Genomic DNA, 12,293 nt, shown 5'->3' on the forward strand with positions numbered 1-12,293 from the left:
ATGACTAAAATAAATCGAGTGTAGGGAAGCCAATGTTAACGCCAAAATTAAATTTAGAAAACTTTACGATCCAAGACAATATCGACCATTCTTATATTGTAAATAAAAGTACTCAGCAAAAATATAAACTTGAACTAGCCGATACATTATTTTTACGTTGTATTGACGGTAAAAAAGATATCGACTCAATCAAAGCTGAAATTACCGAACTCCTAGACTTTGAGATTAGCAGTGAACTCGTGTGGAAAGCTCTCGATGCATTATCAGACATTGGTATACTAGAGTCTCGATTAGCGCCTCCTAGTGGTGGACAAGTTGCGTCTCGTCGAGGCTTTTTGACTAAAGTCGCTGCCACCTTAGCCTTCGGGTCCGTTGTTGGTACAGGACAAGTATTTGCCTTTGATGCTTCGCAAGAGGCAGCTGCAAAATCTGACAATGCAGAACAATCGTACAAAGGTAGTTCAGAGCCATCAAGCGCCCAAGAGCAATCGGTAAAAGCAAAAGCGGCTGAAGAAGGTGCGAAAACCTCTCAAGAACAATCAATTAAAGCTAGTTCTGAACAAGATACAAAAGTAAATGATGAGATTTCAAACAAAGAGTCTGCGGTCAAACTTTCTAGTGGAGGTAATGCAATTCCTGTGACGGCCCCTTCTACGACGTCGATATTTGCGCTTGGTTTAACCGCAACTGCATTATTGAAATTTAGACAACGAAGTAAATCTGTAGCAGATAAAGAACAATCCGAAGACTAAAAATTAAGGATCACTTATTTAAGTGATCCTGCTTTTTCAGCTAAGTAATCCACAATTTTACCGGCAACATCTATGCCGCCAATTTCCTGAGCATGCGCATAATAACAAGGAAAATTAGCCTCCAAAACATAGCACCTTCCACTTGGATGTCTAAGAATATCCACACCACCAAACTCATACCCCAAAACACTTACCGCCTTAATTGCTAACGCGTCTATTTCTGTACCTGCACTTTCAAAAACTTCATTTTTATCGGTTGTACCATAGGTTCTAAAGTCACCTTTATCCGGAGGATTGATATAGGCGGCAACAACCTTTTCACCAACGACAACACAACGCCAATGTACGGCATCGGGAATAAAAGAAGACAACAGGGGTGCGGTACCGTTAGCACATACAAAGTCAATGACTGAATATAGCGACTGCGCGCTTTCCAATTTCATTACGCCAACACCACCGGAATAGCCCAAAACCTTTAGAATAACCGGATAACCGCCAAGTTGTTCAACATAATAATCTATGCAATCTCGTTGTTTATTGTATAAATAAAAGGTTCTTGGGATTGGAATGTCATTTAATTCAAACAAAGAGGTGGCGTTGTTGCAATTATGAAAAATTCCCAAAGGCGCTTTGTAAAATGTTGCGACACCTGGCTGAAACAAAAATTGTTCAACTTTAGACGCAGCTGAAGACACGGCCGGTCTAAACAGAATATCACCAGGTTCGGCTTTAAGTTCCGGAGTAAAAACAAATATACCTGCATGATGTTCAACATATTCCAAATCACGAACTTTACATGCATCGATAATTATTTGTTTTGAAATGTTTGGTACGCCATCGTCAACTAAATGAAATTTCATAGATTATTAACTCTCTTCCGTTGAATAGTTTTCTAGTAAAAAATGTCGAACAGAACTTGTCTCACTTTTTTCACCATAAAATAAATATATTGCGATTAGCTTTTCTCCGTCTTTCACAGTTTCGGCTTCATGTTCGGACAATAAATCTTCATTTCCATCATCTAGGTAATTAAGCCAAAAAATCAACTTATTACGCTTAGGTACAATTTTTATACCGTCTGACTTAGTGAAAGATGTTGCACCACCTTCTTCAGTGTCGCATAGGAAAAACACCGCCGTAAACAGTAGGTATTCATCGTTCAGTTCATAATGATCACAATGAGGTGGGTGCCCCTGCCCCGGATGATAATGTCGGATCCTTATGCTAGATGTTTTTGCAGACGTTATGCCGGTTTTCTCTTTTATCTTATTTTCAAGATGTGTTAATGGCGGCATAACATCCTTTCTTAATTCAAACGACAAACCTGTTTCGTCTAGCTTTACCGGGACACCTTGCTGCGCTAACCAATGCCTATTTTTTAACTTTAGGGATATTTCGGTCAACACACCTTGATCTAAAAGGTCTTCTATTTCAACAATTAATGGGCTTGATGTCAGCAAAGAGATGTTCAAAATATACCGCCGTACGGTCCTAAAATATCTTTCAATATTACCCATAAGTCGACTCGGATGGCAAATTTATGGGCAATTTAGAAGTAAGGGCAACTACACACAAAAAATATGGTTATTACCTCCGATAATAAAAGTAATAATCCTTTTACACTATGCGACTATCCACTAAAATAAAAGTAATCGAAAAGTGACAGTATGCCTTTAACGTAATACGTAACCACAAATCAATTTTATCTGGACCCATCCCCTTATGTTTAAGAAGTTAGTTAAGCTGTTATTCAGTAACTCTAAGAAAAAAGTAAAAGATAATAATTATTTCTATTTTGAAGATCAAAACAGCACAACTAACGAAAATTCGACAAGTCAATCTGCGGCACAACCGCTCCCAGTCGCCACAAAACCAATTGAAGTTAAATCGGCAGAAGAGCTGCACCAAAAAGCGTTTTATGACTACTTGTTTGGTCAAACGAACCATGTTGAGCAACATGATGAAATGTCATTGTATATTTCTCAACAAGTTGAAAAATTGCTGAGAAGCCCACAAAGCATACTTAAAAACTTGCCTATTTTACCGCTTTCCTTAAGTACAATTTTAGACCAATTAAACAACGACGATTTTGATACCGAAAAGTTGATAGGCCTAATACAGCAAGAAGCTATCATTGCCGCTAAAGTGATCGAACTGGCCAACTCCTCGTTTTACAACAGAAGCAACAAAGAAATAAAAGATCTTAAAACCGCTTTTATGCTGCTTGGTGCCAACGGCCTAATGGAAGGTGTAATAAATGGGTTTGTGAGTAAGCTTGCGCCTCAATCGCCAATTTATTTCAAACAGTACGGTGCCAAAATTTGGCAACACAGTCTTTCAACCGGCGTGATTGCCAAGGCGCTTTTAAACAAATCACAGTATAAGTCAGAATCTGCACAGGGCTATTTGATTGGACTGATCTGTAATTTGGGTGACATGATCATCTATCAATTACTTATCGAATCCTTTTCTTTTGTTCATCCCGATTGCCAACCAAACTCATACGCATTTAAAGACTTAATGTATAAAAACTCGAAAAAGATCACCTACCATATTGCCAAGCATTGGAACTTTCCGGCCTCAATATTAGATGTACTTGCAGTTCAAACAAAACTAACAAAATCGGCGATGTTGTCTGTTTTGTTCGCAAAAAGGCCCATAGCTTGTTATGTATATGAGGCAAATATCTTGAGCGAGTTAGAATTGATGTTTGAGCACAATGAAATTGACGAAAATGAATTACTTACTGCAAAAAATCAGTTGGTTTTCAGTGCTGAGTCGCATCAATATATAGATAATTTGTTATTAGCTAAATTTAGTGACTAACAAGGTAATTTAACTAAATTACCTGTGGAACTCTTAGCAGCAATATCAAAAATAAAGCATAAAAAAACCCGTCTAAACGTGACGGGTCATTAACTCAATTTTCAAGAAAATAAATAGACATTTATAATTCTAAGCTTCCTGCGAACAGCTAAAGTACCCCATGTAATCCGCCAGGGATATAAGGTATTCCCTTATATTAATTGCCTAATGGTTTCTAATTTAGTTGTTTGTCGTAGCCCATAACCCACAACCATATGTTTTAAAAAACAATCTAGCCAATTTGGTACTTTCGGTAAAATGTCGGCTGATCTTGAGTACAACTAACAATATTAACGTTTTAGTCTGGCCACAGCGTCTTCTAACATTTCCCTTGGGCAGGCAAAGTTAATTCGCGTAAAGTTTTTCCAACCAAAATCTCGGCCCGGTGAAGGACCAACCCCCTTCGACTCCATGTAGGCATGGACATCATCAACACCCAAACCGCTCGCATCAATCCATGCTAAAAACGTTGCTTCGGGTCGAATAAACGTAAAGCCATCTAAGTCATTAATTTCTTTTTCTAAGTAATCCAAATTACCACGTAAATAATCTAATTGCTCTTGATGCCATTCATCACATTGTGTAAAGGCAACTTCAGTAGCGACCAAGCCCATAAACGTCACCCATGGCATAATACCAGCGGCGGCTTGAGTAAACTTACGACGCAAAGAGGCATCTGGAATAATTGCAAATGACGTTCCGAGGCCAGCCACATTAAACGTTTTGCTTGCGGCCATCAAAGTAATAGTGCGTTCGCCAATATCCGGCAACTTTCCTGCTGGTATATGGGTTTTGCTTTGATCTAGAATTAAGTCACAGTGAATTTCGTCACTGCAGAGCACGACATCATGTTTAAGACAGATTTGCTCAACTCGTGTTAATTCTTCAGCTGTCATCACCGAACCGGTTGGGTTCATCGGGTTACACATAATAAAGAGTTTAGTTTTTGGATCTGCCGCTTTTTGCTCTAGCTGTTCAAAGTCCAATTTCCACCGACCATCCTGCTCAATTGTTTGGACATCTTCTCTGATAAGTTTATTTAAACCGGGTGCCGCCAACATCGGTGGATAGTTAGGTACTTGCACTAATACTTTGTCGCCAGGCTCACAGTTAGCTTTACAAGCCACATTAAAGGCAGGAACGACACCTGGTGTCCAAACTATCCATTGTGGTTCTATCTGCCAATCGTGTTTATCTGCTAACCATCGAACAACCGCCTGGTTTGCAGGTTCATATTCTACGGGAAGGTGGTAACCGTAAACGCCATGTTCCGTGCGGGCATGAAGCGCATCTATTATTGGCTGGGCGCATTTAAATTCAGAATCGGCAACCCATAATGGCAATATATCCTTGCCCTTGTAGCGTTCCCATTTAAAAGAAAAAGTTGATCTGCGATCAATTAACTGGTCAAAACTCATTTGTGTCCCCTTCTATGTTTGAATTCATTTAGCCATCTAAACTTCTAAATAACAAGGGTAATTTATAGATATTTTAAATATGAAGTATATCCATTTTCTCCACTATCATATTTACCGGCCATTGAAGCTATTTCAAATACATTTCAACAACCGGTATTTATGTTGTATTCACAAAACGTTAATAAGCGACCCTTTTAAATGATACAACACTGCCTTTGTTTAATGTCACGATAAACAGTTCGCCAAATTGATCTTCAGCAATTTCTATTTTGTCACTCACACCCAACTGCGTAATTAGAGCTGGAGTTGTATTAGAGTGACCTACAACCAAAATAGTTTGCCCTGAATGCATGTCAGTTATCAATCGGGCCATTTCGTGCGCAGGTAAAAATAGTTCAGTGATGTCCTTATCTTGCTGACTAGCAACCGCTTTAGCCGTATTGCGAGTGCGTTTAAAAGGTGTTGAGTAAATCACATCTAGATGACTATTTTGTAAATAAGTAGCTAATCGCTTTGCGGTTTCTTCCCCTTTAGCTGACAACTCTGGATCTTTAATCTTAGTTGGTTGCTTTTCTGCATGACGTGTCAAATAAACTACGGTATTTGGCTTGTCTAAATCACTAGTTGTAATACCTTTTTGGTTTAAGGCATTTCCCAAATTTGCGCAAGAGGAGACCACAACTGATAATACAATAGCGACGCTCGTGGACAAAACATGACGAAATATTGTTGAGTGTTTAAATAAGTTAATTTTCACTATTTTTTTCCAGTTAATGTTTTTCAGACTTAATCAGTAACGAGTACATGACAGGCACGACAATCAAGGTTAGCACAGTTGCAAAACTTAGCCCAAACATGATAACCACCGCCATACTTTTAAAGAAGTCGTCCCCTAATAAAGGAACCATACCCAATACCGTCGTTATTGCTGCCATCGAAACCGGTCTTACTCGACTTATGGCGGCTTGAATGATCGCCTCTGTTTGTGACATCCCACTGAGTTTTTCTAAATTTATCTGTTCGACTAAAACAATACCATTTTTGATTAACATGCCTGATAAGCTTAATAAGCCTAACAAACTCATAAAACCAAATGGTATACCGGTCGCTAAAAACCCGATAGTTACACCAATAATTGCAAGTGGCACCGTTGACCAAATGACAGTGGCTATTTTTAACGAATTGAAAAGTAAAATGGTAATTATAAACATGACCGCAAAACCAAGAGGTAACGCCGAAAAAATCGGAGTTTTGGCTTTTTTACTTGCTTCATATTCACCGCCCCAGGTTAGTTCATAACCATTGGGTAATTGTAGCTTTTCTAACTTAGGTTTCACCCGGGCAAATACCTGTGCTGCTGTTTCATCTGACAACAGGTCGTGATCGGCCATTACGGTTAATGTACGTTTCCTATCGCGGCGTTTAATTATTGGATCTTCAAACTCTAAATTAAACTCACTTATAACGTGTGTAATTGGAACATAGCGACGCAGAACTGGGCTATAGATTTGCAACTGTTCTAATCGTTCTATTGTTACCCTTTCTTCCTCTGGCATTCTAATGACAATCGGCAATCGTTCAGTCGCTTCTCGGTAAACACCAACGGTTTTACCGACGTACATCATCTGCAATAAGTTATCAACATCGGTTTTAGTTACGCCCATTTCCCTCGCCGCAACCGCATTAAATTTAGGTCTGATGACCTTAGTCATATTTTTCCAATCATCTGTAATATTTTTAGCCCCCGAATCCTGCCATAAAATCTGTTTGGCTTGATCAGATAGAGAACGAAGGATTAGCGGATCTGGTCCAGAAAAACGAGCTTCAATTTTTGCCGCCGTCCCAGGCCCGACATTGACCCTCAATATTTTAAACTCAACATCTGGGTATTCACTTTCTACATACTGTCTGACATTGGCGATAGTCGGGATTAGTGACGGTTTTTGTTTTACACGTACAATCAATTGACCGTAATTGGCGTAATTCATCTCCATATTATAAGTCAGCATAAATCTAGCTGCGCCACGACCCACAGTGGTTGAAACAAACTCAACATCGTCAATACTCATAACATATTGCTCTAATGACTTTCCAACAACGGATGTAGCGCGTATATCGGCACCTTCAGGTAATCGGTAATCAAGATAAAAAACAGGTAAATTTGACGAAGGGAAAAAAGCCTGTTTAACAAAGCCAAACCCACCTACTGCAAATACAAACAGCACGAACATCAGCGCCATAGTCGATTTTGGAAATCGTAATGTTAACTTCAATACCGATTTATATTTTGCATAAAGCCCAGATTTGTATGGTTCGTCTTTATGACCATCTTCCGATTTAGTATCTTGGTCAATTGGCTCAACAATCTGGTCTTTAAACAGTAAACTGGCAAAAAATGGGGTAATTGTTATCGCAGTTACCCAGCTCAATAATAGAGAGATCAGCAGGACATCAAACAACGATCCTGCAAACTCCCCTGTAGCATCTGGTGATAAACCTATAGGCGCAAAAGCAATAATTGAAATAAATGTTGCGGCTAACAGTGGCCATTTTGTTTGTTTGATAATTAAACTTGCCGCCTGAACTTTAGTTAATCGTTTCTGCATTCCGACTAAAATGCCTTCGACCACCACAATTGCGTTGTCAACTAACATACCTAACGCAATAATCAATGCACCTAAAGATACGCGATGCAACTCAATGCCCATCTGTTGCATAAAGACAAACGTTCCTAATACTGTAAGCAGCAATATTCCACCGATAAGTAAGCCCGTTTTAACCCCCATAAATAACAATAAGATAACAATGACAATTACAACGGCCTCTAATAAACTTTGTATAAACCCTGCAACCGACATTTCCACTTCTACGGGTTGATTGTATACGGTGTTTATCTCCATACCGTAAGGCCTATTTTGGTCTAGTTCCTTTAATTTATCCTGAACTCGTTCACCAATTTTAACGACATTAGAGCCTGACATAAAAGACAATCCAACATAGATAGCAGGTTTAGAATTATGTCTCACTATGTGATTAGGGGTTTCAACAAAGTCCTTATAGATAGTTGCTATGTCGCTCAATATAATCCGCTTCGAAGAGCCTGGAGGGCTGATCACTATATCCCCTAACTCTTCAACAGACGTAAATTCTCCGGTGGGATGAAATCGAATATCTTCGTTTCCAACTCGAACAAAACCGGCATTGGAAACCACATTTTGCTGCGCCAGTATTTGATATAGATACTCAGCGGATAAATCCAACGACACCATTTTATTATGGGAAATTTCTAAAATAACTTGTTCTTGAAGCTTTCCTTCCACAGTGACTTTGCCGACACCTTCCACTAGTACCAGTTCACGGCGAATGTAATCTACGTAGGAGTTAATTTCTTCGTTATTAAATCCATCACCGGTTACCGCCATCAATACACCGTATACATCACCAAAATCATCTTTAATGATTGGCGTACCAGATCCAGCAGGTAATTTCGGAGTAAAATCATTGATCTTACGCCTCAATTCATCCCATATTTGTCTTAATTCAGTTTTACGGTAAGTCGACTTCATCTCGACAATTATCTGTGACATGCCAGACGACGTTATTGACTTCACGTTGTCCACAAAAGGCAACTTTTGAATTTCATTTTCTAACGGATAGGTGATTTCTTCTTCAACTTGAACCGGGGACGCCCCTGGATAAGTGGTGATAATAATTGCTTGCTTTAGAATAAATTCAGGGTCTTCTAATTGCCCCAGTTTAGAATAGGACAATATCCCAGCGACCAACAAGATTAATGTAAACAACCAAGATGTGGTCTTTTGTTTGATAAAATAACCAGCGATATCAAATTCAGACTTCATGGCTATAACCCTCGCTCACGCACCCACGGACGAACTTGCTGTCCAACCGTCAAAAAGTGACTGCCTGCGGCAATAATTTGGTCTCCAATCTGCAATGCTGACGGATCTACTGGCGTTATTTCGGCACCGTATTGAGCAATTTTTGATACATTAATTTCAACTAATGTCGTTTTATTTTGAGCATCTAATTTATAGACAAAATGTTTGTTTTGACCGGCGAATTTATTTGGGATAAATACGGCTTCAATTGGCACTAATAGCGCCGTATTATGTGTATTTAACACTTTATCCAATTCAACAGCCAACTTGCCCGTCATTCCTGACAAAAGATTTAAGTCCGCTGGCGCGTCGAGTGAAAACACGACTCGATAAGTTTTAGTCGCTTTGTTCGCTGTAATATCATGTTCTTTGAATGTTACGAGGTAAGATTTTTCCGGTGCTGCATCGAGAAATAACAAAGGTTGATACAATTTCCCGTCTTCGTTTTTTGGTAAATGCACCATGAGTCTTTCAGGTACGTCAATCGATACGTCTACCTGATCACGGCCCTGTAGTTCAATTATCGGCTGTTTAGCCTGAATAAATTCATAATTTTCAATGAACATCTGTGCAACAGTGCCTGAAAAAGGAGCCGTTATCTTTGTATATTGTAAATTGCGTTGGGCAACTTCGAGTTGTGCTTGAGCAATATCAAACTGAGCAGCGGCCTCATCAAAAACTGACGAAGAAACTAACTTATCTTTAAATAGGGATTTTGCTCGACTAAATTGCGATAGGCTTAGGTCGTATTTAGCCTGAGCTTGTTTGACTTGTAATTTAAAGTCCTTGTCATCTAATTCAGCTAACACTTCTCCAAACTGGACATTTTGGCCAGCAACAATATTTAACGCTGCCAACTCACCATTTACTCTAAATGCCAATTGGGCCTTTACCGTAGGCTCAATTGTCGCCGGAAAATAACGTACGGCATTGGCTGAGTGAGGTTTTACAACAGCAACTTTGGCAGGTCGAATGAGTTTAGTTTCTGTTGCTTGCTGTTCTTGTTTTTCACCACATCCGGTTAGACTAAAACCTAAGATGCCAATAAAAAAGAATACTAAATGTTGTTGCATAACCTTGCCTGCCTATTAAATAAACGCTCAATGTAAATTGTAAGTTAACCATCAAATAATTGATATTTATTAAAATTTAACTACTATATAAATATTATTTATTAAGTTTTAAACAAATTATAATGAACATTGATCAACTTAAAATACTACAAACGATAGTCCGAACCGGTTCAATAAATGAAGCCGCCAAAAAGCTTTTTAAGACCCAACCCGCATTAAGCATGGCAATAAAACGACTAGAATGCGAAATAGGATTCGAACTTTTTAATCGTAATAAGTATCGACTTGAGTTGAACGAACAAGGCACTATTTTTTATCAACGTAGTCAAAATATATTATCTGAACTGGAACAGCTAAAAAGCCTCAGCGACGCATTTAATCAAGGGATTGAACATGAGTTAACCATTAATATTGAAGGACCAGCGATGCTGCCACGGATATTCGATAGCGTAAAACGGGTACAGGAAAAGTTTCCACATACTCAATTGCAGATCCATACCGAAAAGCTATTACATGGATTAAAAAACTTAGCATCGCAAGACGTTGATTTAACCATCATCCCGTGGATTGACGCATTTAATCTCGAAGGGGAGTTTCAAACTAAGCCTATCGACTCTTTGGCGTTTACGTTTTGTATTCATAAAAAGTTGGCTGCAAATTTTGGCATTAGCGGTATTGATCAGATCACACCTGAAACCCTCAAACATATCCCGCAATTGAGCCCTACTGACATGGCATTTAACCTGTCGGATACGCCATTGTTAAGAAAAATAAGTCATTCAATTGTAAAAGTAGACGACATACATTGTTATATCGAATCACTAAAAGCACAACTTGGTTGGGGGCCTATGATGAGTATTATGGTGCCAACGCAAATAACAGATGATTTTTGGTTGTTTGATTTAGAACCCAAAGATACGCAGGTCAAAGTTGAAGTGCGCGTGGTCAAAAATAAAAACAAAATATTGGGGCCAGTCGCGCAGTTTTTATGGGATAGCTTGTGATTTACGCAACCAAATTAACAAGCAAAAAGGGTTAACGTTTTAGTTAACCCTTTAATACGATTTATAATAATGAGGAGTTACTTATTGGCGGGATCCGCACTGTACCTTCCATTAATATGCGAGCACTGCGGCTCATCGATACTTTTGCTATTTGCCATTTTTTGGTGACATTGTCGAGGTTTGCTTCAGCTCCAACTTTTAACGTTCCCGAAGGGTGCCCAAACGTAACCGATGTATCAGTTGTCGATGATGAGGCCAAATTAACTATTGTCCCGGGAATTGCAGCGGCAGCTCCAATTGCTACCGCGGCGGTGCCCATCATGGCATGGTGTAGCTTACCCATAGATACCGCTCTAACATTTAAATCAATAGCGTCAGCAGATATCGTTTTACCACTGGAAGATACAAATGATTTAGGCCCAGATACAAACGCAATTTTAGGCGTATGCTGACGAACTTCCGCTTCCTTAACGTCTTTAATAAGTCCCATTTGAACTGCACCATATGCGCGAATGGTTTCTAACTTAGCCAAAATTGCATCATCACCATTTATTGCGTCTTGCAGTTCTGTACCGTCAAACCCGAGTTCTTCTGCATTTAAAAATAAAGTCGGAATACCTGCATTTATAAATGTGGTCTGAAACTCTCCAATGTTGGGTACGTTAAGTGTGTCGATTAAATTCCCCGTCGGGAATAAAATTTCGCTTGGGTCTACTGGTTCGACAAAATCAATAACAACTTCTGCTGCTGGAAAAGTAACCCCATCCAATTCGAAGTCCCCTATTTCCAACACTTCACCTTCACACATAGGAACATGTGCGATGATTGTTTTACTAATGTTTTGTTGCCAAATCTTAATTTCAGCAATGCCATTTTTCGGGAGCTTACTCAGGTCAACTAACCCATTTGTTATGGCAAATGCGCCAACGGCAGCGGTTAAATTTCCACAATTACCACTCCAATCGATAAATGGTTTATCGATGGCAACTTGGCCAAATAAATAATCGACATCATGATCAGGTTGCTCACTTTTTGACAAAATAACTGTTTTACTGGTACTCGAAGTTGCACCTCCCATACCGTCAGTATGTTTACCATAAGGGTCAGGGCTGCCAATCACACGTAACAACAAAGCGTCACGATACGCGCCAGGCTGTTGGGCTTGTAGGGGTAATTCGTTTAGATTAAAGAACACCCCTTTGCTCGTGCCACCGCGCATATACGTCGCAAGCACTTTCATTTGTTTGGTTGGCAAAGGCATATCTCGTTGTTCATTCTGCAT

The 12,293-nt window shown here is 39.3% G+C and carries 10 protein-coding genes; 3 read left to right on the top strand and 7 right to left on the bottom strand.

Translation table 11 applies throughout. The features are described 5' to 3' along the window. Positions 1-32 precede the first annotated feature (32 nt). A complete protein-coding gene (locus Q4575_RS16925; protein ID WP_215962041.1) occupies positions 33-752 on the top strand; it encodes a hypothetical protein in 720 nt (239 codons plus the stop codon). Between the two features lie 14 nt (positions 753-766). Here Q4575_RS16925 and Q4575_RS16930 read toward each other — a convergent pair whose 3' ends face one another. Next, positions 767-1,612, bottom strand: coding sequence for a RimK family alpha-L-glutamate ligase (locus Q4575_RS16930; protein ID WP_215962042.1), 846 nt, complete (start codon positions 1,610-1,612; stop codon positions 767-769). A gap of 6 nt (positions 1,613-1,618) precedes the next feature. Next, positions 1,619-2,224: a 2OG-Fe(II) oxygenase gene (locus Q4575_RS16935; RefSeq protein ID WP_215962043.1), complete on the bottom strand. Its 606-nt coding sequence runs from the start codon at positions 2,222-2,224 to the stop codon at positions 1,619-1,621. A gap of 250 nt (positions 2,225-2,474) precedes the next feature. Between Q4575_RS16935 and Q4575_RS16940 the strand changes: the two genes are divergently transcribed. Next, positions 2,475-3,578 carry an HDOD domain-containing protein gene (locus Q4575_RS16940; RefSeq protein ID WP_303523594.1) on the top strand — a complete coding sequence of 368 codons (1,104 nt, stop codon included), beginning with the start codon at positions 2,475-2,477 and terminating at the stop codon, positions 3,576-3,578. A gap of 329 nt (positions 3,579-3,907) precedes the next feature. Here the strand turns inward: Q4575_RS16940 and Q4575_RS16945 are convergent, their stop codons facing one another. The 4 genes from Q4575_RS16945 to Q4575_RS16960 all read right to left on the bottom strand — a co-directional run bounded on the left by Q4575_RS16945 (position 3,908) and on the right by Q4575_RS16960 (position 10,007). Then, positions 3,908-5,035, bottom strand: a complete 1,128-nt coding sequence (locus Q4575_RS16945) for a MalY/PatB family protein (protein WP_303523596.1) — start codon at positions 5,033-5,035, stop codon at positions 3,908-3,910. Between the two features lie 178 nt (positions 5,036-5,213). Continuing rightward, complete coding sequence (locus Q4575_RS16950; protein ID WP_303523598.1) at positions 5,214-5,792, bottom strand: histidine phosphatase family protein; 579 nt, start codon at positions 5,790-5,792, stop codon at positions 5,214-5,216. Between the two features lie 13 nt (positions 5,793-5,805). Next, positions 5,806-8,895: an efflux RND transporter permease subunit gene (locus Q4575_RS16955; protein ID WP_303523600.1), complete on the bottom strand. Its 3,090-nt coding sequence runs from the start codon at positions 8,893-8,895 to the stop codon at positions 5,806-5,808. A 2-nt stretch (positions 8,896-8,897) separates the two neighbouring features. Next, the gene (locus Q4575_RS16960; protein WP_303523602.1) at positions 8,898-10,007 is read right to left on the bottom strand and encodes an efflux RND transporter periplasmic adaptor subunit; all 1,110 of its coding nucleotides are present in this window, start codon (positions 10,005-10,007) and stop codon (positions 8,898-8,900) included. Between the two features lie 122 nt (positions 10,008-10,129). On the opposite strand from Q4575_RS16960, the gene Q4575_RS16965 reads away from it, so the two are divergent. Then, a complete protein-coding gene (locus tag Q4575_RS16965) occupies positions 10,130-11,011 on the top strand; it encodes a LysR family transcriptional regulator (RefSeq protein WP_215962049.1) in 882 nt (293 codons plus the stop codon). A gap of 61 nt (positions 11,012-11,072) precedes the next feature. On the opposite strand, the gene prpF is transcribed toward Q4575_RS16965, so the two are convergent. Beyond that, positions 11,073-12,293, bottom strand: a complete 1,221-nt coding sequence (prpF, locus tag Q4575_RS16970) for a 2-methylaconitate cis-trans isomerase PrpF (RefSeq protein ID WP_272179882.1) — start codon at positions 12,291-12,293, stop codon at positions 11,073-11,075.

Origin of the sequence: Psychrosphaera sp. 1_MG-2023 (assembly GCF_030548245.1) — a bacterium.
GTDB lineage: Bacteria > Pseudomonadota > Gammaproteobacteria > Enterobacterales > Alteromonadaceae > Psychrosphaera > Psychrosphaera algicola.

Excerpts from the sequence above, each read along its gene's own strand:
- Q4575_RS16925 (WP_215962041.1), top strand. The coding sequence starts at position 33 with ATGTTAACGCCAAAATTAAATTTAGAAAACTTTACGATCCAAGACAAT.
- Q4575_RS16930 (WP_215962042.1), bottom strand. The coding sequence starts at position 1,612 with ATGAAATTTCATTTAGTTGACGATGGCGTACCAAACATTTCAAAACAA.
- Q4575_RS16940 (WP_303523594.1), top strand. The coding sequence starts at position 2,475 with ATGTTTAAGAAGTTAGTTAAGCTGTTATTCAGTAACTCTAAGAAAAAA.
- Q4575_RS16945 (WP_303523596.1), bottom strand. The coding sequence starts at position 5,035 with ATGAGTTTTGACCAGTTAATTGATCGCAGATCAACTTTTTCTTTTAAA.
- Q4575_RS16955 (WP_303523600.1), bottom strand. The coding sequence starts at position 8,895 with ATGAAGTCTGAATTTGATATCGCTGGTTATTTTATCAAACAAAAGACC.
- Q4575_RS16960 (WP_303523602.1), bottom strand. The coding sequence starts at position 10,007 with ATGCAACAACATTTAGTATTCTTTTTTATTGGCATCTTAGGTTTTAGT.
- Q4575_RS16965 (WP_215962049.1), top strand. The coding sequence starts at position 10,130 with ATGAACATTGATCAACTTAAAATACTACAAACGATAGTCCGAACCGGT.
- prpF (WP_272179882.1), bottom strand. The coding sequence starts at position 12,293 with ATGCAGAATGAACAACGAGATATGCCTTTGCCAACCAAACAAATGAAA.